A 21,863-nucleotide genomic window follows, 5' to 3' on the forward strand; every position below is an offset into this window, starting at 1 on the left:
GAATCACCTGCTGCCGTGAATCACCTGCTGCCCTGAACCACCTGTCGCCGTGAACCACCTGCTGCCCTGAACCACCTGCTGCCCTGAACCACCTGTCGCCGTGAACCCCTCGGGAGGGTGAGGGAGTTGTCCACAGGCGGCGGGTGATCCCCAGGCCGGAGCGGGGAATCGGCGCGGCCGGGAGAGTGGACGTCGATCCCACTCCCGACCAGGACGGCGGCACCACGATGACGACCCCCTTCCCCTCCCCTGTTCCGGCGGCGTGCGTGGTGCCGCCCTTCGAGCCCCTGCGGGTACGGGGCACCCGGCACCGGCTGCGCAGGGCGCTGCGGCGGGGGCGGTGGGCGCCGGCAGCGCTGCTGGCCCTGGTCGCGGCGGCCCTCGCCGTCGCGAGCGGCGGCCCACCGGCGGGGACCCCGGCGGCACGTCCCCCAGGCGACCAGATCGCCTCCACCGCCGCTCGCGCGCGGCCGTCCGTCGCCGTGCGGCTGGTCTCCGCTCCGGTACGGATCGCCGACGCCGCGACCGTACGGCTGCTGCGCCCCGGCGACCGGGTCGACGTGATCGCCGCGCCCAACTCGCCGCTCGGCGGGGAGGGTGAGGCCCGGGTGGTCGCGACGGGCGCCCGAGTGGCCGAAGTTCCGCACCCGGGTGAGACTCGTTCGGACGGAGGGGCGCTCGTCGTCCTGTCCGTGCCGCGGTCGACGGCGACGGCGCTGGCCGGTGCCGGTGTCACGTCCCAACTGGCGGTGACAGTGTGCTGATTCGCACTGACTCCCTGTCAAGTCACCGGTCCGTGTGTACGGATTGGACGGCTCTGCGCCGTTCGCGGCCTAATGGCACGGCACACAGCAGCGCAAGCGACGAAAGGCACCTTGGTGGCCGAGAAGAAGGAAAGTTTGCTGGGAGGCTTCAAGGCCTTCCTGATGCGTGGCAACGTGATCGACCTGGCAGTGGCGGTCGTCATCGGTGCCGCGTTCACCAACATCGTGAACTCGGTGGTCAAGGGCATCATCAACCCGGTCGTCGGTGCCTTCGGCACCAAGAACCTGGAGAGCTACTCGTCCTGCATCAAGGACTCGTGCGTGGTCGTCAACGGCGAGGTGCAGGGCATCCAGCTCCAGTGGGGCCTGGTCCTCAGCGCGGTCCTGAGCTTCGTGATCACCGCGGCCGTCGTCTACTTCCTGATGGTCCTGCCGATGGCGAAGATCCTCGCGAAGCGCGCGGCGCACGACAAGGCGAAGGAGGGCGTCGCGGAGACCATGGAGATCAGCGAGCTGGAGGTCCTCAAGGAGATCCGCGACCACCTGGTCGCCCAGCGCGGCCCCTCCACGGGGACGGGCACGGGTACCGCTTCGGGCTCGGGCGGCGGTTCGGGGACGCACCCCACCTCCTGACCGGCACCGCGTGCCGGTGTCAGAGGTGGTGCGGCGGCTTCTCGTCGAGGAAGCGCGCGAGGTCGGCGGCGCTGTCGCCGCCGGCCGGAGGCCGCTCGCCCCACCCGCGGTCCGTGTCGTCCGCGGACTGCTGGTCCAGCGGATCGTCGAAGACGAGTGCCGGCTTCGGACTGTTCTCGGGGCTGGGATGTACGCCGGGCCGCTTCGCGTCTCGCGGTCCGTGGGCGGGGGCGGTGCTCATACCTCAAGGGTACGCCCGCTTCCCCGCCCCTCACCCCTCTGATCTGCGCTCTTCCGCATCTCCTGAGTGGTCTTCGGCCCAGCGGCCCTTCGGCTCAGCGGTCCTTCGGGGCAGCGGTCCTTCGGGGCAGCGGTCCTTCGGGGCAGCGGTCCTTCGGCTCAGCGGTCCTTCGGCTCAGCGGTCCTTCGGGTCGATCAGCCAGAGGCCGAGCACCACGAGGAACGACAGACAGAGGAAGCCCGCGCCCCACCACGCGGTGCCGGTGTCGCCGGCCATCCACTCGTCCACCACGATCGTCAGCCCCCAGAGCTGGCCGATGACGACGGTGAGCGCCAGCGTGAGGCGGGCCGTCAGCTTCGAGGAGCGCTCCGGCTCCTGCTCCGTACCGGCGCCCGGTCCCGGACCGGTGTGGGTGATCCGGGGATCGCCGTATCCGCTGGTGGCGCGGATCTGCGGATACCTCTCGTGCACGGGCCGGTTCAGGCGCGGCTGGGCACTGCCGGGGGTGTACGCCGGGGGCCGGGGGGTCTCCGGAACGAGCGGCGCATGGGCGACGGGGGGCTTCGCCGGATCCGGGGCTTCCGGGTCGCGGGGGAAGGCGTCCTCGGTCATGTGCGTTCACTCCTCTCCGCCGCCGCGCCCCGTGCGGAGGCACCGGGGCAGCCCAGGCGGTCGGCGAGTTCGGGGCGGTCGTCGCCGAGCTGGCGGCAGAGGCCCTCGCGGGCGCTCTCGCCCGAGCGGGCGGTGCCGATCGCCCAGACGCTGCCGTCGGCCTCCTCCACGAGCAGCACCTTCGGTAGCCCTCGGGGCGGCGGGCCGGCCGTGACCTCTCCCGTACGGGCGTCGAAGATGCCCTCGTGGCAGGGGCAGTACAGCTCGCCCTCACTGCCCCGTTCCTTGCGCCAGAGCACGGCGCAGGCGAGGTGGGTGCAGACGGCGGAGTAGCCGGCGAGGGTGCCGTCCTCCAGGCGGACGGCGACCGCGCGGTCCTCGGAGCCGGGGTAGCGGAAGGCCAGGGACTCCCCGGGCAGGATCCCGTCCGCGATCTTCTTCGCCTCGGGTGGCCCGTCGCTGTCCCCGTGCCGGTGCAGGATGCCGGAGGCGACGGCGACGCCGCCGATGGCGAGGCCGCCGGAGACGGTGGCGACGATCCGCAGGTAGTCGCGGCGGGTGGTGAGCGAGTCGGCGGCGATCCGGTCGTGGAGCGCTTCCTGGGCCGCGTCGGAGCGGGGGTCCGGTGCGGGCGGCTGGGGGTCGGTGACGCTCAACGGACATCCCTTCCATTGATCTCGACGACGGGAAGGCCGCCGGGTACCGGCCACTGGACCTTGTCGGCGGGGACGACCATCGCCACGCCGGTGGAGACGGTGGTGCTGCCGAAGGTGAAGGAGTCGGCGACCTGGACGCCGGGGCGTTCGGCCTGGAGTTCTTCGAGGGTTCCGTAGAAGAGGGCGCCGGTGGGGCAGACGGTGGCGCACATCGGGGCGAGGCCGTAGGCGGTGCGGTCGTAGCAGAGGTTGCACTTCATCTGGAGCTTCGCCTGGAGGTCGATCTTGGGGACGCCGAAGGGGCAGGCGTTGACGCAGTTGGCGCAGCCGATGCAGCGGGTGGTGTCGGCCTGCTGCACGACGCCGTCGGCGGTGACGAGGATCGCGTCGGCGGGGCAGACCTCGGCGCAGGGGGCGACGGGGTCCTCGCAGTGCATGCAGACGGTGGGGAGGGAGGCGACGGAGTGGCCCTCGTCGGGGTAGTCGAGGTGGATCATCGACTTGCCCCGGTGGGAGTCGCATTCGCGGCAGGCGGAGACGCAGGCCTGGCAGCCGATGCAGCGGCCCGGGTCGATGAAGATCGTGCGGCCCATCATGTGCGGGTCAGCTCCTCTCCGCGGTGCCGCGGCCCTGGGGTGAGGTGGGGGGCAGCGGGTCGGTGCGGGAGACCTGGGTCTCCGGGTAGGCCTGTTGGCCCGGTGCGGTGGGTGGGGCGGGAACCTCGTCGATCTGCGGGGCGGCCTCGATGCGGGCGGCGCAGACCTTGTACTCCGGGATCTTGGAGCGCGGGTCGAGGGCGTCGATGGTGAGGGCGTTGGCCGCGGTGGGGACGGGCCAGTGGTACGGGATGAAGACGGTGTCGGGCCGGATGGCCTCGGTGACGAGTGCGGGGAAGACCTCGCTGCCGCGGCGGGTGACCACGCGGACGGGGTCGCCGTTGCGGAAGCCGTGGGAGGGGTGCACCTCGACCCAGGGGCGGGGGGTCTGTTCGACGAGGGCGCCGAGGCGGCGGGTCTGGTTGCCGGAGAGGAAGTGGGCGACGGTCCGGCCGGTGGTCAGCGAGAGGGGGTACTCCTCGCTGTACGGGTCCATGGGCGGGTGCCACTCGACGACCTGCATGTGGATCTTGCCGTCGGGGTGGTAGGTGCGGCCGTCCTCGAAGAGGCGGGGGGTGCCGGGGTGCTCGGTGGTGGGGCACGGCCAGGCGATGCCGCCGGTCTCCTCCAGGCGGTCGTAGGTGATGCCGTAGTAGTCGTTGACGGTTCCGGCGGAGGCGATGCGGAGTTCCTCGAAGACGGAGCGGGAGTCGGGGAACTCGAACTTGTCGCCGGCGCCGAGCCGCCGGGCGAGTTCGCACATGACCCAGGTGTCGGTGCGGACCCCGGCCGGGGGTTCCTGGGCCTTGTTGTGCTTGACGACCCGGGCCTCGGCGTTGGCCATGACGCCCTCGTCCTCGGCCCACACGGTGACGGGGAAGACCACGTGCGCGTTGGCCGCGGTCTCGGAGAGGAAGAAGTCGAACTGGGCGTGGAACTCGAGGGTGTCGTAGCCGTCCTTGACGGTGGCGTAGTTGGGCAGCGAGACGAAGGGGTTGTTGCAGATGCCGACGAGGCCGCGGATCTCCTTGCGCTGCATCTGCCAGACCATCTCCATCATGGAGGTGCCGGCGGGCGGGAGTTCGGCCTCGTCGATGCCCCAGATCTCACAGATCTGGCGGCGGTGCTCGGGGTTGGTGATGGAGCGGCCGCCGGGGAGGAGATCGGACTTCTGGCCGTGCTCGCGGCCGCCCTGGCCGTTGCCCTGGCCGGTGATGGTGCCGTATCCGGCGCCGGGCCTGCCGATGTGCCCGGCGGCGACGCACAGGTTGATGATGCTGAGGCAGTTCTCGACGCCCTGGGAGTGGTGCTCGACGCCGCGGGCGTGCCAGGCCATGGCCCGGTCCGCGCCGGCGAACATGCGGGCGACCTGGACGATCTGCTCCTCGGGGACGCCGCAGATCTCGGCCGACCGGGCCGGCGGGTACTCGGCGACGGTCTTCTTGACCTCCTCCCAGCCGGTGGTGTGGGCGGCGACGTAGGCCTCGTCGGTGAGGCCCTCGGCGACGACGACGTGGAGGACGGCGTTGAAGAAGGCGGAGTCGGTGCCGGGCTTGAGGGCGACGTGGACGTCGGCGGTGCGGGCGATCGCGGTCTCGCGCGGGTCGACGACGATGAGGGTGGCACCCCGGTCGCGGGCTCCCCACAGGTACTGGGTCATGACGGGGAAGCACTCGCCGACGTTGGAGCCGGCGATGAGGAGGCAGTCGGTGAGGAGGATGTCGGAGAAGGGGTTGCCGGCGCGGTCGATGCCGAAGGCGAGCTTGTTGGCTCCGGCGGCGGAGACCATGCAGAGGCGTCCGTTGTAGTCGACGTGCCGGGACTTGAGGGCGACCCGGGCGAACTTGCCGACCAGATAGGTCTTCTCGGAGTAGAGGCTGGCGCCGCCGAGGAGGCCGAAGGCGTCGTTGCCGTACTCGCCCTGGATACGGCGGATCTCGGCGACGGTGTGGTCGAGGGCCTCGTCCCAGCTGACCTCGCGGAACTCCTCGTCGCGGCCCAGGCGCATGAGGGGCGCGGTGAGCCGGTCGGGGTGGTTGACCTGCTGGTAGGCGTTGATGCCCTTGGGGCAGAGCCGCATCCGGTTGATGTCGTGGTTGCGGGGTTCGACGCCGAAGACCTTGCCGCCGCGGTCGACGCGGAGGTACATGCCGCACTGGACGCCGCAGAAGCAGCAGTGCGTGGGGACGAGGGTCTCGCCGTTCTGGTCGGCGTGCCAGCGGTCGGCGGGGATGCCGCCGGCGTCGCGGAAGTTGCGCGTGCCGGGCGGGGCGAGGGAGGGGTCGAGCGGCACCGGCTGCCCGGAGGTGGTCACGGGGTCGGTCGCCGTCATTTGAAGCCCTTCTTGACGTGGTCGAGGTAGGCGGTGCCGCGCAGGACGCGCTTGCAGCGGGGGCAGTACTCGGCCCACTCGTCGAAGCCGAGGTCGAGGTCGCGCATGGTGCCCTTGAGGTTCTCGACGTACGGCGCGGTGTCGATGGGTTCGTGGCAGCGGCGGCAGGTGAGCACCTCCTCGTCCTTGCGGCGGGAGGTGTACTTGAAGAGCTGCATGCCGACGGCGGCGGGCCGCTGCACGATGTGGAAGAACTTCCCGAAGGGGATGTAGATGAGGGTGAAGACGACCGACACCATGTGGAGGATCGCGAGGAACTCGTAGCCGCCGCCGTGCAGGAAGATCGACGAGAAGGTGAGCAGCAGCCCTGTCACGGAGATGACGACGAGGGCGATCAGCGGCACCAGGTCGTAGGCGAAGCGCTGGCCGGTGATGGCCCCGCGGTCCTTCATGCGGCGCCAGAGGAAGTAGGCGGCGCCGGCGATGACGAGGACGGCGGCGATGTCGAGGCCGTGGAACATCAGCCAGCCGGGGATGCTCAGGGCGTCGAAGCCGATGATCTTGAAGCCCCAGATCCGCATCTCGTAGCCGGGGCCCGAGCCGGTGGAGGAGGTGAAGGTGAACCAGCCCCAGGTGAGGGGGAAGGTGATCGCGGCGGCCAGCAGACAGCCCCAGAAGATGAGCTGGTGGGCGGCCCAGCGGGCGTGCGAGCGGGCGCCGAGGAACTTCTGGAAGCCGAGGTAGGTGGCGATCATCTTCGGCAGCGCGGTGGGCGCGTTGCGGAAGTTCTCCACGGAGAAGAAGGAGCCCCAGCCCTTGCGGAAGAGGCGGCGGGCGCCGGGGGCGGAGACCCAGACGGTGTAGCGGTAGGCGACACCGAAGGCGAGGAAGACCGTGGCGACGGCGTAGGGCAGCAGGGCCGAGTCGAAGTCGCGGAGCAGACGGCTGCCGAAGACGATCGCGAGGATCAGCAGCACGGAGACGACCGTGCCCGCGAGGGTGGCGCGGCGGCGCACGTCGGCCGGGGTCTGCGGCGGGGGCCCGGCGGTCGCCGGTTCTCCCGGGGCGGGGCCTCCCGGGGCTGGGGCGCCACGGGTGGGGTCGCCCGGCGGAGGTGTCGGCTCGGCTGTCTGCGGTGGCTCGGTCACGCGGCCACGGTAAGGCCGTATGGGTCTTTTTGACCTGTTTTGCGAGTCTGTGGGGTGAGGGCGTCGCTCAGACGGCGTTCAGGCCGTGGGCACGGAAGACCTCACGGACCTCGGCGACCCGTTCGGGCGTCGGGGACGGCGTGTCGTACAGGGTGAACGGCATGGCGAGTGCCTGCCACTTCGCTTCGCCGAGCTTGTGGAAGGGCAGGATGTCCACGCGGGAGACGTTGCCGAGACCCCCGGCGAAGGCGGCGACTCCCTCGACGTTTGCCGGGTCGTCGGTGAGGCCCGGGACGAGGACGAAGCGGACGTGGACCTCCTGGCCGAGGTCGGCGAGACGCCTTGCGAAGTCGAGGGTCGGCGCGAGCGGCCGGCCGGTGACCTTCTTGTACGTGTCGGGGTCCCAGGACTTGATGTCGAGCAGGACCAGGTCGGTGTCGCGCAGCAGGGCGTCGGTGGCGCGGACGCCCAGGAAGCCCGAGGTGTCGAGGGCCGTGTGCAGGCCGAGCTCGTGCTTCATGCGGTGCAGCAGCTCGCCGGTGAAGACGGGCTGGAGGAGCGGTTCGCCTCCGGAGACGGTGGCGCCGCCCCCGGAGGCGGAGATGAAGCGGACGTACTTGCTCGCCTCGGCGATCACGTCGTCGGCGGAGGTCCTCTTGCCGTTCCGCATCTTCCAGGTGTCGGGGTTGTGGCAGTAGAGACAGGTGAGGGGGCAGCCGGAGAGAAAGGTGACGAAGCGGGTGCCGGGTCCGTCGACGCCGGTGGACAGGTCCCAGGAGTGGACCGAGCCCTCGGAGGGACGCCGGGTCGCCGCGGCGGCCGGGGTGGCTGCGGGGGTGGCCGGGGTCGCGGCCGGGGTGGCTGCGGAAATGGCCCGGGTCGCGGCCGGGGTCGCGGGTCCGATGGTGAGGCTGGTCATGGCACGGCCTCCTTGGAAGGGTGTCGGGCGCGGCCCGGGGCCGGGGGTGAGGGCCGTCGGCCCCGGGTGCGAGGAGGGGCTGCTCACAGCGAGCCGTGGAAGGTGCGGTTCAGGACGTCGAGCTGCTGCTCGCGGGTGAGCCGGACGAAGTTGACCGCGTATCCGGAGACCCGGATGGTCAGCTGCGGGTAGTTCTCCGGGTGCTTCATGGCGTCCATGAGCGTGTCGCGATTGAGGACGTTGACGTTCATGTGGAAGCCGTCGCTGGCCATGTAGCCGTCGAGGACGCCCGCGAGGTTCTTGATCCGCTCCTCGGGGGTGCGGCCCAGGCCGTCGGGGGTGACGGTGTTGGTCAGCGAGATGCCGTCCTCGGCGTCCTCGTACGGAAGCTTGGCGACCGACAGGGCCGAGGCCACGTAGCCGTGGGTGTCGCGGCCGTTCATCGGGTTGGCGCCCGGGGAGAAGGGTTCGCCGGCTCGGCGCCCGTCGGGGGTGTTGCCGGTCTTCTTGCCGTAGACGACGTTGGAGGTGATGGTCAGGACGGACTGGGTGTGCTCGGCGTCGCGGTACGTCGGGTGCCTGCGCACCTTCCGCATGAACTCCTCGACCAGCCGGACCGCGATCTCGTCGACGCGCTCGTCGTTGTTGCCGTACGCCGGGTACTCGCCGTCGATCACGTAGTCGGTCGCGAGTCCGGTCTCGTCCCGGACCGGGGTGACCTTGGCGTACTTGACGGCGGCGAGGGAGTCGGCGGCGACGGAGAGGCCGGCGATGCCGCAGGCCATGGTGCGGCGCACGTCGCGGTCGTGGAGCGCCATCTCGATGCGCTCGTAGGCGTACCGGTCGTGCATGTAGTGGATGACGTTCAGGGCGTGGACGTAGACGCTCGCGAGCCACTCCATCTGCTCGTCGAACTTGGCCATGACCTCGTCGTAGTCGAGGACCTCGGCCGTGACGGGTGCGCCGGCGGGGCCGACCTGGGCGCCGGACTTCTCGTCGCGGCCGCCGTTGATCGCGTAGAGGAGGGTCTTGGCGAGGTTCACGCGGGCGCCGAAGAACTGCATCTGCTTGCCGACGGGCATCGCGGAGACGCAGCAGGCGATGGCGGTGTCGTCGCCGAAGCGCGGGCGCATCAGCTCGTCCGACTCGTACTGGACGGAGGAGGTGTCGATGGAGACCCTCGCGCAGAACTCCTTGAAGCCCTGCGGTAGCCGCGGGGACCAGAAGACGGTCATGTTCGGCTCGGGGGCCGGGCCGAGGTTGTAGAGCGTCTGGAGGTAGCGGAAGGAGGTCCTGGTGACCAGCGGGCGGCCGTCCTCGCCCATGCCGGCGATGGACTCGGTGACCCAGGTGGGGTCGCCGGAGAACAGCTCGTCGTACTCGGGGGTGCGCAGGAAGCGGACGATGCGGAGCTTGATGATGAAGTCGTCGACGAGCTCCTGGGCCTGTTCCTCGGTGAGGAGACCGGCCTCGATGTCGCGCTGCAGGTAGACGTCGAGGAAGGTGGAGGTGCGGCCGAGGGACATCGCGGCGCCGTTCTGCTCCTTCACGGCGGCGAGGTAGGCGAAGTACAGCCACTGGACGGCCTCGTGGCCGGTGACGGCGGGGCCGGAGATGTCGTGGCCGTAGGAGGCGGCCATCGCCTTGAGTTCGCCGAGGGCGCGGATCTGCTCGGAGAGCTCCTCGCGGAGGCGGATGGTCTCCTCCAGCGAACGGTTCCCGGCGGGGAGGGAGTTGAGCTCCTCCTTCTCCTCCTTCTTCACCTCGATGAGGCGGTCGACGCCGTAGAGGGCGACCCGGCGGTAGTCGCCGATGATGCGGCCGCGGCCGTAGGCGTCGGGGAGTCCGGTGACGATGCCGGCCTTGCGGGCGGCGCGGATCTCGGGGGTGTACGCGTCGAAGACACCGGCGTTGTGGGTCTTGCGGTACTCGGTGAAGACCTTCTCCAGCTCCTCGGAGACCGGGTAGCCGTAGGTCTCCAGGGCGCCGGCGACCATGCGCCAGCCGCCGTACGGCATGATCGCGCGCTTCAGCGGGGCATCGGTCTGGAGGCCGACGATCAGGTCCTTGTCGCGGTCGATGTAGCCGGGGGCGTGGGCGGTGATGGTGGAGGGCACGTCGTACGCGACGTCGTGGACGCCCTTGGCGCGCTCCTCGGGGAACTTGTCCGTGATGGCCTTCCACACGGCGGTGGTCCGCTCGGTGGGTCCGGTCAGGAAGGAGTCGTCGCCCTCGTACGGCGTGTAGTTCTGCTGGATGAAGTCGCGGACGTCGACGGCGTCGCGCCAGAGCCCGCCCCTGAAGCCCTTCCAGGCCCGCTCGTTCACCGTTGCCGTCGTCGCTGCCTCAGCAGGGGTCGCAGTCACTGCCCGCACCGCCTTCTTCGATTCATTCGATCGCGTTGTTGCCTACCTCCATTGCACTCCTTCTGATCGATCATTTCGGTCGGCGATGGTCACCGGTCGACGGGCTTTGGTCCTGTTCCGGGAACGCCGGAAGGCCCCGCCGTGGCGGGACCTTCCGGGAGCGGTGGAGGGAGGGCTCAGCTGGGTGCCTCGGCGCTCTTGCGGGCGTAGAACCACCAGGTCACGACCATGCAGCTGACGTAGAAGGCGACGAAGCCCCACATCGCGCTGGTCACGGCCACCGAGCCGAACAGGGCCGGGATGAAGAAGAAGCCGTAGGCCGCGATGGCCGAGGTGAAGCCGGTGACGGCGCCGGACTCCATCTCCGCCTGCTTCAAGGCCTTGGTGTACTCCGGGGTGCCTTCCGTGAGGCCCTTGAGGTGGGTGCCGCGGAAGATGACCGGGATCTGGCGGAAGGTGGAGCCGTTGCCGATCCCGGAGAAGAAGAACGCGGCGAGGAAGCAGAAGAAGAAGCCGTAGAACGACCCGCCGTCACTGCCCGAGGGCAGGAAGTCGATCACGCCGATGATCGAGACGGCCATGCCCACGAAGGACAGGATGGTGACCCGCGCGCCGCCCCACTTGTCGGCGATCCAGCCGCCGCCCCAGCGGGCGAGCGCGCCCACGGCGGGGCCCATCCAGGCGTAGGTGGCGATCGAGTAGTCCGGGAACGTGGTCTTGATCAGCATCGGCAGGGCGGCGGCGAAGCCGATGAAGGAGCCGAAGGTGCCCACGTACAGCCAGGTCATCAGCCAGTTGTGCTTGCGCTTGAAGATGATCTTCTGCTGGCGGAAGGGGGTCGAGGCGACCTTGAGGTCGTTCTGGCCGAACCAGGCGACGGCCGCGAGGACCAGCAGGACCGGGACCCAGAGGAACGCGGCGTTCTGCAGGTGGACGGGGGTGCCGTCGGCCTTGTGCTGGGCCGAGCCGATGGCGATGGTCGACCAGGTGATGACGATCGGGGTCAGCAGCTGCACGACGGAGACGCCGAGGTTGCCGAGGCCGCCGTTGATGCCGGTCGCGCTGCCCTTCTTCGCCTTGGGGAAGAAGAAGCCGATGTTGGCGAGGGAGGAGGCGAAGTTCGCGCCGCCGATACCGCAGAGGGCGGCGATGGCGACCATCACGCCGTACGGGGTCGTCGGATCCTGGATGGCGATGCCGAGCCAGATCAGCGGCACGATCAGCACGACCGTCGACAGCGCGGTGAAGCGGCGCTGGCCGACCATCGGGCCGAGGAAGGTGTAGAGGATCCGGGCCGTGCCGCCGGTCAGACCGGGGATGGCCGTCAGCCAGAACAGCTGGGAGGTCGAGAAGCCGAAGCCGACGTCCTTCAGGTTGGTCGCGGTGACCGACCACACCTGCCAGACGACGAACGCCACGAGCAGCGCAGGCACGGCGATCCACAGGTTGCGGGTGGCGACCTTCTTGCCGATCGACTTCCAGAAGAGCTCGTTCTCCGGCTCCCAGTCGGTGATCGGCTTGCCGGGGCGGTACTGCTCCGTGTCGTACGCGGCGGCGGGCCCGCCCGTCCTTCTGCTGTCCTGGACTACGGAACTCATGGCGCTTCCCTGACTTCCCTGACGTTCGAGGCTTTCCTTGCTCTTCCAGGCTCCGCCGCGACACAGGGGGTTCGTGAGTGCCGATGGTCGCCGGACGGGCGGGCGTAGGTCCCCTCAGGGGCGGGTCGTAGGCACCGGCAGGACCGGGAGGGTCACCGCCGGGTCGTCGAGGCAGGCGCCGGTCCGCAGGTCGAACTCCTGCTTGTGCAGGGGGGATGCCACCACCGGCGCCCCGTCCCGGCTGCCCATGATTCCGTCCGCGATGACGTCGGCGCCCGAGAACGGGTCCCGGTTGCCCACCGCGTACACCTCGCCGTCCCCGTCCCGGAACAGCGCCGCCTCGGTGCCGTCCGCGAGGACCGCCGCGCGGCCCCGGCCCGGCTCCAGGAACTCCACCCCGGCCACGTGCGGCTCGAAGCGGGCCAGGGCCGCCGGGTCGTCGAGGACGGCCTGCCACTCGTCGCGGTACGCGGCCACGTGCCGGTCCATCTGTGCTTCGAGCTCGGCGCAGATCCCGAGCGAGTCCTCGATCAGGACCTCCCTCAGGTGCGCGATCCCGGCGACGGAGCCGGAGCCCCCGCCCGCACCGCCGAGCCGCTCCAGCCAGGCCGAGGTGCGCTCCAGGCGCTCCCCGGTCCGTACGTAGTACATGAGGAAGCGGTCGATCAGCACGAACAGTCCGGCGGCCGACAGGTCGGAGGCGAGCAGGTCGGCGTGACGGGGGTCGGTGCCGCCGTTGCCGCAGACGTACAGGTTCCAGCCGCCGGCGGTGGCGATGACGCCGATGTCCTTGCCCCGGGCCTCCGCGCACTCGCGCAGACAGCCCGAGACCCCGCCCTTGATCTTGTGCGGGGCGCGCAGGCCCCGGTAGCGGAGCTCCAGGTCGATCGCGAGCTGGACCGAGTCGCCCTGCCCGAAGCGGCAGAACCGGGACCCGACGCAGGACTTGACCGTCCGCAGGGACTTTCCGTACGCCTGCCCGGACTCGAAGCCCGCGGCGATCAGCTTCCGCCAGATGGAGGGGAGTTCCTCCTTCCTCGCGCCGAAGAGGTCGATCCGCTGGCCGCCGGTGATCTTGCTGTAGAGGTCGTGGTCGCGGGCCACCTCGCCGATGACGATGAGCTGCCCGGCGGTGATCTCACCGCCCGGGACGCGCGGCACGACCGAATACGTGCCGTCCTTCTGGAGGTTGGCGAGGAAGAGGTCGTTGGAGTCCTGGAGCGCGGCCTGCTCACCGTCGAGGACGTGCCGCAGACCGAGTTCGGGGGCGAGGGTGCCGAGGACGTTGGCGACGACGGGCTTGCAGACGGTGCAGCCCGCGCCGCCGGAGCCGTACCGGTCCATCAACTCGGTGAAGGACCGGATGTGTTCGGCGCGGACGAGTGCGTAGAGCTCGGGGCGGGAGAGCTCGGGGAAGTGCTCGCACAGTCCGCGGGACCTCTCCACGCCCGCCGCGTCGAGGACGGCCTGGAGGGTGTTCACACAGCCGCCGCAGCCCGTACCGGCCCTGGTGCAGCGCTTGACGCCACCGATGTCGGTCAGGCCGTGCTCGGCGATCGCGCCGGCCACCGCACCCTTGGTCACGTTGTGACAGGAGCAGACGACGGCGTCGTCGGGGAGCGCGTCCGCGCCGGGCAGCTCGGCCCCGGCGGCGGAGGCCGGGAGGAGGAACGCCTCGGGCGGGGCGGGCAGCCGGCGGCCCGCGTGCGGCTTGAGGGAGCCGTACGCCTCCGCGTCGCCGACCAGGATGCCGCCGAGGAGCTGCCCCTCGGGGCCGAGCAGCAGCTTCTTGTAGACGCCCTCGCGCCCGTCCGAGAACACGATCTCGGTGGCCTGCGGACCGTCCGCGAACGGGTCGCCGAAGGAGGCCACGTCCGCGCCGAGCAGCTTCAGTCTGGTGGAGGTGTCGGCGCCCGTGAACACCGTCGCACCGGAGCCCGCGAGCCGGTCGGCGACCGCCTCCGCCATCTGGTAGCCGGGCGCGACCAGGCCGTACACCCGCCCGTCGGAGGTCTGCGCGCACTCCCCGATCGCGTACACGTAGGGGTCGGTCGTCCGGCAGTGCTCGTCCACCGCCACTCCCCCGCGATCCCCGACGGCGAGCCCCGCCTCCCGGGCGAGCCGGTCGCGCGGCCGCACACCGGCGGAGAAGACGACGACGTCGGCGGGGAGCCGCTCGCCGTCCGAGAGCCTCAGGCCCGACGCCTTGCCGTCGGCGTCGGCCTCGACCTCGGCGGCGCCGACACCGGTGTGCACGGCCACCCCCATCGACTCGATCGTCGCGCGCAGGGCCGCCGCGCCGCCGTCGTCGACCTGGAGCGGCATGAGCCGGGGCGCGAACTCGACGACGTGCGTGGCGAGTCCGAGGGTACGGAGCGCCCCGGCGGCCTCCAGGCCGAGGAGGCCGCCGCCGATGACGACTCCGGTCCGGGCCTGCTCGGCGTACCGGGTGAGGGCGTCGACGTCGTACAGCGTGCGGTACGTGAAGCAGCCGGGGGCGTCGGCGCCGGGGATCGGCGGCACGAAGGGGTACGAGCCGGTCGCCAGGACCAGCGCGTCGTACGCGACGACCGCGCCGGAGGTGGTGGTGACCGTACGGGCGGCCGTGTCGATGTGTTCGGCCGGGTCGCCGAGCCGCAGGTCGATCCCGTGGCCGGAGAGGAACTCGGGGGTGGAGAGACCGAGTCGGTCGGGGTCGGTACCGGTGAAGACGGACGAGAGGTGCACCCGGTCATAGGCGGGCACGTCCTCCTCCGCGAGCACCGTGACCCGCCAGCCGGGGCCGCCGGGCACGGCCGGGTCGGCGAGCGCGCCGCGCTCGGCCAGCGCCTCCAGAAGCCGGTGGCCGACCATGCCGTGGCCGATGAGCACGAGGGTCTGTGTCCGCTGGGCGGCCATGGCGGTCTCCGTGGGGGTCGGGTCGCTTGCCTAACTCCTCCGACCGTAGGGGGGTGGGGTGGGCGTGTCGGGGCCGTGAAGGGCCCGAGGATCCGGGACTTGCGACCCCTCTGCCGGGGCCGAACGGCGCGGGCGCGGGGCCGCGGCGCGGGCTTAGCGTGAACGGGTGGGGCCGCGCCGACGAACGACACCGTCGCGCGGCCCCGGGGTCTACGACACCCTCGCGCGGCCCCCCTGGGGGCTACGCATCGGAACGGCCGGGGCGAGAGGAGGTACGGATGACGCGCAGCCTGGTCCTCGCCGTGCACGGCAGCCCTGTGCCCGAGGCGGGCGCGACGGTCGCACGGCTCGCGGACGCGGTCCGCCGGCTGACGGGCACGCCGGTCGCCGTCGGACACCTCGACCATCAGACGCCCTCCCTGCCGTACGTCCTCGCGGACCGGCCCGGCGCGGTCGTCGTGCCGCTGCTCCTCGGCGACGGCTACCACCGCACCGTCGACATCCCGGCCGTCGCCCGCCCCTTCGACTGCCTGGTCACGCGCGGCCTGAGCGGCGAACACGCGGTGGCCCTCGCCCTGTACGACCGGCTGCGGGCCGCCGAGCGAGCGGCCGGCGGCCCCGCGGACGCGGTCGTCGTCGCCAGCGCGGGCTCCTCCCGGCCGGGCGGCAACGACGGGACCCTCAGGGCGGTCCACCAGCTGACCCTGCTCCTGCCGGTGCCGGTGACCGCCGCGTACTGCTCGGCGAGCGCCCCGGCCCCGGCCGAGGCGGTCGCGCTGCTGCACGCCCGAGGCTTCCGCCGCGTCGCGGTGGCCACCCACCTCCTCGCCCCGGGCCGCTTCACGCGCGCGCTGGCCACGGTCCCGGACACCTGGGCGGTCGCGGAGCCGATCGCCGACCACGCGCGCGTGGCGGGGCTGGTGGCGGCGCGGTACGCAGGGGCGGGCGTGGGCGCACGGGTGGGTGCGGGTCTACGGGAATCCGCGGGGGCGGAGGCAGGTCTGCGGGCGGCTGTGCGGGCCGCCTGAGACCCCCTCAGACCCCGGGGTCGTCCCGGTATTCGCGTGGCACGCGAGCGCGCGGACCGCCCGCTCTGGTGTGCTGGGGCCATGACACAACCGTTCCTCCCTCTCACCGCTCGCTCCCGCGAGGAGTCGCACCGGGCCGCCACGCCCCTGGAGCTGTTCTTCGACCTGTGTTTCGTCGTCGCCGTCGCCCAGGCGGGCGCGGAGCTCGTGCACGCGGTCGCCGAGGGCCACGCGGGCGAGGGGATCATCAACTACGCGATGATCTTCTTCGCGATCTGGTGGGCGTGGATGAACTTCACGTGGTTCGCCTCGGCCTACGACAACGACGACGTCCTGTACCGCGTCGTCACCCTGGTCCAGATCGCGGGCGTGCTCATCCTCGCGGCCGGGGTCTCGCGGGCCTTCGAGGAGCACGACTTCCTCGTCGTGTACATCGGCTACGTCGTCATGCGGCTCGCGCTCGCCTCGCAGTGGCTGCGGGCCGCGCACCACGCCACCGATCCCGCCGAGCGGACGATGTGCCGGCGGTACGCGGGCGGGGTCGTCGCCGTGCAGATCGGCTGGCTCGCGCTGGTCCTCGCGCCGGAGTCGGCCCGCCCGTGGGTCTTCCTCGTCATGGCGCTCGCCGAGATCTCCGTACCCCTGTTCGCGGAGAAGGACGCGCCCAGCACCTGGCACCCGCACCACATCGCCGAGCGGTACGGCCTGTTCACCATCATCGTCCTCGGTGAGACCGTGGCCGCCGCGACCGTGGCCGTGAAGACCGGCACCGCGGAGAACGACGCCCTCGGCGAGGTGCTGCCGATCGCCGCCGGCGGACTGCTGCTCGTCTTCGCCGCCTGGTGGATCTACTTCGTCGTCCCCGCCCACAACCGGCTGACCTCCACGCGGCAGGGCTTCCTGTGGGGGTACGGCCACTACGTGATCTTCGCGGCGGCGGCGGCCGTCGGCGCGGGCCTGGAGATCGCCGTGGAACAGGCCGTGGGCAAGGCCCACATCTCCACGCTCGCCGCCTCGGCAGCGGTGACGATCCCCTCGGCCGTGTTCCTGCTGTCCGTGTGGCTCCTCCACGCCCGCTACTTCAAGGTGGGCATCGCGCAGCAACTCGTCCTCCCCGTCTCGTCGCTCGCGATCCTGATGTGCTCGTTCGCGGGCCGCTGGGCGGTCCTGGCCGCAGGCGTCGTCGCGGCGGCCACGGTGGCGGTCGGCGTGACGCTGACAGCGAGGAATCCGGCGACAGCGGCCGGCGCGCGTGGTAGGCAGGGAGCATGACGCGGCCGGAGCGGAGTGTCGGACAGGACGACGGGATCACCGATGTGGGCGGTCTGCGCGTGGGGCACGCGCGCGTGGACGGGGACGGGGCGCTGAGCGGCACCACCGTGGTGCTCGCCCCGGCCGGCGGGGCCGTCGCCGCCGTGGACGTACGGGGCGGCGGACCGGGTACGCGGGAGACGGACGCGCTCGACCCGCGCAACGTCGTCCAGCGGATCGACGCCGTCGTCCTGACCGGCGGCAGCGCGTACGGCCTGGAGTCCGCCGCCGGGGTGATGGCCTGGCTGGAGGAGCGGCACCGGGGCGTGCGCGTGGGTCCCGATCCGTCCCACGTCGTGCCGGTCGTGCCCGCCGCCTGCGTCTTCGACCTGGGCAGGGGTGGCGACTTCACGGCCCGGCCGGGTCCGGCGACGGGCCGGGCGGCTGCGGAGGCGGCCGAGGCGAGCGGGGACCACGCGCGCGTGGAGACGGGCGCGGTCGGCGCGGGCACGGGCACCGTGGTCGGCGGCCTCCGGGGCGGGGTGGGCACGGCGAGCACCGTCCTGGAGTCGGGGATCACGGTCGGCGCGCTGGTGGTCGTGAACGCCGTGGGCTCGGCCGTCGACCCGGCCACGGGCGTCCTGTACGGGAGTTACTACGACGGCGGCCGGCCCTCCTTCCCCGAGGCGGCCGTGCACGAGGCGGCGGTGCGGCGCCTCGCGGAGGCGCGGGCGGCGGGCGCTCCGCCCCCGCTGAACACCACGCTCGCCGTCGTCGCGACCGACGCCGTGCTGACCCGCGCGCAGGCGCAGAAGGTCGCGGGCACGGCGCACGACGGCATCGCGCGTGCCCTGCGTCCCGTCCACCTGATGAACGACGGCGACACCGTCTTCGCCCTGGCCACCGGGGCACGCGAACTGCCGGAGGGCCCCGGTCCGCTGGCCCTGAACGAGATCCTGGCGGCGGGCGCTGACCTCGTGACGCGGGCGATCGTCCGGGCGGTGCTCGCGGCCCCCGCCGGCCTGCGCGGGCCGGGCGGGGACTTCCCCTCGTACAGTGAGCTCTACGGAGCGCGTTCGGTGCCGTACTCCCGGTAAGCTCAAGGGAGTTGGGCAGGCACGGCCGGGACGGGGCGGGAACTTCCCCCGGACGCCCTTCGTTTTCCGGAACCCCGGACACGATGTCAGACCCAGGGACTACGTTAAGCAAGCACCGAGTGACATGCGGCGACGGCCTGGAGACCCTCTTGAACGATCCGCAGGATCCTCACGATCCGTACGAGACGACCGAGACGCACGTCGAGCGCCTCCTCGGCCGGGCGCTCAACTCCTTCGACCTGCCCGACTCGACCGTCGAGCGCCTCGGCACGGCGCTCGCGCACTCCAGCGCGCTGCACTCCTCGCACCACAGCGCGTCGCTCCACCGCGCCACCTACCGCCACACGTATCTGCTGAGCGACGGCTCCGCGCTCAGCCTCTGGGAGCTCACGCACAACGCCGGCCGGGACGGCACCGAGCAGCACGAGCTCTACGCCGAGGAGTCGGAGGCCCGGCTCGCCGCCTCCCGTCTCCCGACCGGCTCCCTGCCGGGCTGGAGCGCCGAGCGCTCCGACGGCCGCGCCCTCGACGAGGACGACGACGACATGGAGCTGCTCGGCGCCCTGCTCGCCCGCCCGATACCCGCCCAGCCCCGGATGTACGTGCCGGACAACTCCGCCGACCACGCGCGCCGCGTCCTGCGGCGCGCGGAGAACGCGGACCGGCCGGGCGAGCGGACGGCCCGCCGGCTCCGGCTGGCCTTCGCGCACCACATCACCCAGGCCTTCGGCCGCCACTGCCCGGTGGACGGGGGCCGGGACGCCGGCTTCACCCTCTACGAGCACCAGTTCCTGCTGCTCGACGGCAGCGAGGTCAGCCTCTGGGAGGTCGAGCACACGGCGACGCCGGACGGACGCCACATGTGCGAGGTGTACGAGGACGAGCACGCGGCCCGCGGGGCGATGGAGTCCCGTTCCCGGGTCCGCTGACGTCCGACGCGCCCCGCGCTCGTCGGCACCGCTCCGGGGCGGTGCTCAGACCAGCGCGGGGACCGCGGCGGCCTCGGCCAGCCGGCTGATGGCGAACGCCCGATTGGCGCGGGTCTGTTCGCGGTACGACTCCGGCAGGTCCGGCAGGGCGAGCAGCCGGTCGCACGCGGCGAGCGAGGCGGCGTGGTCGCCGACCCAGTACGCGGTGATCGAGTACTCGAAGAGCAGCCCCCACCGGTACACCCAGGGCTGCATGAACAGCAGGTCGTCGGGCTGCTCCCGGTCCACGACGGCGGAGACCACGGCGTGGGCCACCCGGTAGCGGCCCCTCGTCCGCAGTCGCGCCACCAGCTCGTAACAGGCCTCAAGGCGTTCCGGCCGGGACTCCCAGGCCCGCGAGAGCGCGTCCATCGCGACCGGCCAGTCGCCGGAATCGGCGCGGAGGACACCGGACTGGAGCAGGGAGTAGTAGACCTCCTCGGCCCAGCCGCCCATCGCCGCGCGCCGCTCGTAGAGGGCGGCGGCCTCCTCGGGGCGGCCGAGGTCGCGGAAGGTCTGCGCGAGATAGAAGACGGTGCGCGGATTCGCCGGGTCGCGCTCCAGCTCGGCGCCCAGGAGCCGGGCGTCGCGCTCGAACTTGTCGTGGCGTGAGCCGCCGTCGTAGTAGTCCTCGATGACGAGGGCGTCGAGGTTCTCCTGAACGCGGTCCCCCACGGCCGTCAGGTACTCGTGGGTGACCCCCTCGTACCGCCAGGGCAGACCGCCCCTGACCAGGCGTTTGATGCGGTACTCCAGGGCTCCCTCGTGGCGGAGCATGTACCCGTCGGCGGTGAGCGCGGGCAGCGGGCCCTCCTGGCGCAGGACGTGGTCGGCGTCGAGGAGCAGGAGATAGTCGGCGCGGCCACGGGCGTGCGCGATGTTCAGGCTGCGGTTGTGGCCGAAGTTCACCCACGGCTCCTCGCGCAGCTCGCCGGGGATGCCGGCGAGGGCGGTCCGGATCAGCTCCTGGGTCCCGTCGGTGGAACCCGTGTCCGAGATGACCCAGGTGTCCACGAGACCTCGGACGGAGGCGAGGCAGCGCTCGATGACTGCGGCCTCGTTCTTGACGATCATGCACAGGCAGATGGACGGCTTCACGGCAACACCACCTCCGGCGGTTCGGTCGGGGGGCGACGGTACGCAGAGCCCCCTGTGGAGGCGGCGGCGGCACGCCGAGAGGGTGCCGAAGGTTCGCCGTCCCGTACGCAGCCATTGGACTGGCAGGACTACGCCATGGCGGCGCAACGCGTCCGGATCCATCAAGTCCCCGCAGCTGCGATCCGATATTCCGAAAGGAAGCTCTTCACGCTTCCGTCTTGGTCCCACCCCCACATCGTGGCGCCGGCGCCCCAAGCCGGCGGAGAAAAGGAGCATGCATGCGTCCTGATCCCAGGACTCTGTCCAGGTCCAAGCTCGGCCCGCTGCCCCGGCGGCGCGTCTGGGTGGGCGGCGGTGCGCTGGCCTCGGTCGCACTCGTCCTCACGGGCCTCGCACCCACGGCGTCGGCATGGGCCGCGCCGGCGGCGGGTGCCCCGGCGGGCACGACCGCCTCCGACCCGGCAGGCGACTGCAAGCCCAGGTCCACGCAGGAGCAGGCCGGCCCGCAGCAGCACGACGAGCAGGGCGGGCCGGATTCCGCCGCGCTCCAGGAGTACCTGGACCAGGAGGTCGGACGCCTGGTCGACGAACCCCGGGCCGTCGACCAGGCGTCGGAGACGCCGAGCGGCGACTGCAAGAAGGGCCCGAAGGGCGACAGGGGCCCGACGGGACCGACCGGCCCCAAGGGCCCGAAGGGCGACACGGGCCCGACGGGACCGACGGGACCGAAGGGTCACGTGGGCCCCAAGGGCACGACGGGTGCGACGGGTGCGACCGGAGCGACGGGCGCCACTGGCGCGACCGGCGCTGACGGAGCCACGGGCGCGACGGGTGCCGACGGAGCCACCGGCGCGACCGGAGCGACCGGCGCTGACGGAGCGACCGGCGCTGACGGAGCCACCGGCGCTGACGGAGCCACCGGAGCCACAGGCGCGACCGGAGCGACCGGAGCGACCGGAGCGACCGGCGCTGACGGAGCCACCGGAGCCACAGGCGCGACCGGTGCCACTGGCGCCGACGGAGCCACGGGCGCCACAGGAGCCACTGGTGCGACCGGCGCCGACGGAGCCACGGGCGCCACAGGCGCGACCGGCGCCACCGGAGCCACTGGTGCGACCGGCGCCGACGGAGCCACGGGCGCCACAGGCGCGACCGGCGCCACCGGCGCCACCGGAGCCACGGGCGCCACCGGAGCCACGGGCGCCACCGGAGCGACGGGTGCGACCGGAGCCACCGGCCCGTCCTCCTGCTACGAGATCGACAGCTTCGCCCCCTCGAACACCGAGGAGTTCAGCGCTGCTCTCATCAACGGCAAGGCGTACGCCGGTCTGGCGACGACCCCGGGCGGCCTCATCACCTGGACCGACCTGACCGACGTCCTGCCCGATGGCCGGCCTTCGAACTACCCCGCCAACGCCTGCGGCATCTCCCTCTCGGACCAGGGCAATGACGCCTGGATCAAGGTGGTGACCACGGACGGGACCGTGTATCAGACACACGGTGACGTCAACGGAGGGAACTTCGACTGGATCGAACCCTGGACTGTGCAGACGCCCCCGGCACTGCGATCCGCCCGAGGGAAGGAATTCAAGGGCGATCTGGCCTTCAGCGGCCAGCCGAACCGCCTCCCGCGGACTCTGAAGCGCCCCTGACGGATC

The 21,863-nt window shown here is 71.8% G+C and carries 18 protein-coding genes; 7 read left to right on the forward strand and 11 right to left on the reverse strand.

The window, feature by feature from the left end; genetic code table 11:
• Window positions 1-185: 185 nt before the first annotated feature.
• Together OG462_RS19195 and mscL are read left to right on the forward strand one after the other, a co-directional pair.
• Complete coding sequence (locus OG462_RS19195) at window positions 186-764, forward strand: hypothetical protein (RefSeq protein WP_406059122.1); 579 nt, start codon at window positions 186-188, stop codon at window positions 762-764.
• A gap of 72 nt (window positions 765-836) precedes the next feature.
• The gene (mscL, locus tag OG462_RS19200) at window positions 837-1,397 is read left to right on the forward strand and encodes a large conductance mechanosensitive channel protein MscL (protein WP_406059124.1); all 561 of its coding nucleotides are present in this window, start codon (window positions 837-839) and stop codon (window positions 1,395-1,397) included.
• 19 nt (window positions 1,398-1,416) lie between these two features.
• On the opposite strand, the gene OG462_RS19205 is transcribed toward mscL, so the two are convergent.
• The 10 genes from OG462_RS19205 to nirB form a co-directional block, all read right to left on the reverse strand.
• Window positions 1,417-1,638: a hypothetical protein gene (locus OG462_RS19205; RefSeq protein WP_266966588.1), complete on the reverse strand. Its 222-nt coding sequence runs from the start codon at window positions 1,636-1,638 to the stop codon at window positions 1,417-1,419.
• Between the two features lie 174 nt (window positions 1,639-1,812).
• Window positions 1,813-2,250, reverse strand: a complete 438-nt coding sequence (locus tag OG462_RS19210) for a hypothetical protein (protein WP_406059126.1) — start codon at window positions 2,248-2,250, stop codon at window positions 1,813-1,815.
• On the reverse strand, window positions 2,247-2,906 hold the full coding sequence (locus OG462_RS19215; protein WP_406059128.1) for a ubiquinol-cytochrome c reductase iron-sulfur subunit: 660 nt from the start codon (window positions 2,904-2,906) through the stop codon (window positions 2,247-2,249). Before OG462_RS19215 ends, OG462_RS19210 begins: the two co-directional genes overlap by 4 nt.
• Window positions 2,903-3,502 (reverse strand): 4Fe-4S dicluster domain-containing protein, encoded by a 600-nt coding sequence (locus OG462_RS19220; protein ID WP_030315529.1) that lies wholly within the window; start codon window positions 3,500-3,502, stop codon window positions 2,903-2,905. The genes OG462_RS19215 and OG462_RS19220 overlap by 4 nt, the downstream gene beginning before the upstream one ends.
• Window positions 3,503-3,509: 7 nt before the next feature.
• Window positions 3,510-5,834, reverse strand: coding sequence for a molybdopterin oxidoreductase family protein (locus OG462_RS19225; protein ID WP_406059130.1), 2,325 nt, complete (start codon window positions 5,832-5,834; stop codon window positions 3,510-3,512).
• Window positions 5,831-6,982, reverse strand: a complete 1,152-nt coding sequence (locus tag OG462_RS19230) for an MFS transporter (RefSeq protein WP_406059132.1) — start codon at window positions 6,980-6,982, stop codon at window positions 5,831-5,833. Before OG462_RS19230 ends, OG462_RS19225 begins: the two co-directional genes overlap by 4 nt.
• Window positions 6,983-7,049: 67 nt before the next feature.
• Window positions 7,050-7,901 (reverse strand): pyruvate formate-lyase-activating protein, encoded by an 852-nt coding sequence (gene pflA / locus OG462_RS19235; protein WP_406059134.1) that lies wholly within the window; start codon window positions 7,899-7,901, stop codon window positions 7,050-7,052.
• 83 nt (window positions 7,902-7,984) lie between these two features.
• Window positions 7,985-10,267 carry a formate C-acetyltransferase gene (gene pflB, locus OG462_RS19240; RefSeq protein ID WP_406059135.1) on the reverse strand — a complete coding sequence of 761 codons (2,283 nt, stop codon included), beginning with the start codon at window positions 10,265-10,267 and terminating at the stop codon, window positions 7,985-7,987.
• Between the two features lie 176 nt (window positions 10,268-10,443).
• The gene (locus OG462_RS19245) at window positions 10,444-11,865 is read right to left on the reverse strand and encodes an MFS transporter (protein ID WP_406059136.1); all 1,422 of its coding nucleotides are present in this window, start codon (window positions 11,863-11,865) and stop codon (window positions 10,444-10,446) included.
• Between the two features lie 114 nt (window positions 11,866-11,979).
• Window positions 11,980-14,763, reverse strand: a complete 2,784-nt coding sequence (gene nirB / locus OG462_RS19250; RefSeq protein ID WP_406059138.1) for a nitrite reductase large subunit NirB — start codon at window positions 14,761-14,763, stop codon at window positions 11,980-11,982.
• Between the two features lie 278 nt (window positions 14,764-15,041).
• Here nirB and OG462_RS19255 point away from each other — a divergent pair, with 278 nt between their 5' ends.
• From OG462_RS19255 to OG462_RS19270, 4 genes are all read left to right on the forward strand, one after another.
• Window positions 15,042-15,791, forward strand: coding sequence for a sirohydrochlorin chelatase (locus OG462_RS19255; protein ID WP_406059140.1), 750 nt, complete (start codon window positions 15,042-15,044; stop codon window positions 15,789-15,791).
• An 81-nt stretch (window positions 15,792-15,872) separates the two neighbouring features.
• Window positions 15,873-17,063 carry a low temperature requirement protein A gene (locus OG462_RS19260; RefSeq protein WP_406059142.1) on the forward strand — a complete coding sequence of 397 codons (1,191 nt, stop codon included), beginning with the start codon at window positions 15,873-15,875 and terminating at the stop codon, window positions 17,061-17,063.
• Complete coding sequence (locus OG462_RS19265; RefSeq protein WP_406059144.1) at window positions 17,060-18,139, forward strand: P1 family peptidase; 1,080 nt, start codon at window positions 17,060-17,062, stop codon at window positions 18,137-18,139. Before OG462_RS19260 ends, OG462_RS19265 begins: the two co-directional genes overlap by 4 nt.
• A gap of 83 nt (window positions 18,140-18,222) precedes the next feature.
• Window positions 18,223-19,068 carry a DUF6227 family protein gene (locus tag OG462_RS19270; RefSeq protein ID WP_406059146.1) on the forward strand — a complete coding sequence of 282 codons (846 nt, stop codon included), beginning with the start codon at window positions 18,223-18,225 and terminating at the stop codon, window positions 19,066-19,068.
• A gap of 45 nt (window positions 19,069-19,113) precedes the next feature.
• On the opposite strand, the gene OG462_RS19275 is transcribed toward OG462_RS19270, so the two are convergent.
• Complete coding sequence (locus OG462_RS19275; protein WP_406059147.1) at window positions 19,114-20,205, reverse strand: glycosyltransferase; 1,092 nt, start codon at window positions 20,203-20,205, stop codon at window positions 19,114-19,116.
• Window positions 20,206-20,483: 278 nt separating this feature from the next.
• On the opposite strand from OG462_RS19275, the gene OG462_RS19280 reads away from it, so the two are divergent.
• A complete protein-coding gene (locus OG462_RS19280; RefSeq protein WP_406059149.1) occupies window positions 20,484-21,857 on the forward strand; it encodes a hypothetical protein in 1,374 nt (457 codons plus the stop codon).
• Window positions 21,858-21,863: the final 6 nt, after the last annotated feature.

Source organism: Streptomyces sp. NBC_01077, from assembly GCF_045162855.1.
Taxonomy (GTDB): domain Bacteria; phylum Actinomycetota; class Actinomycetes; order Streptomycetales; family Streptomycetaceae; genus Streptomyces.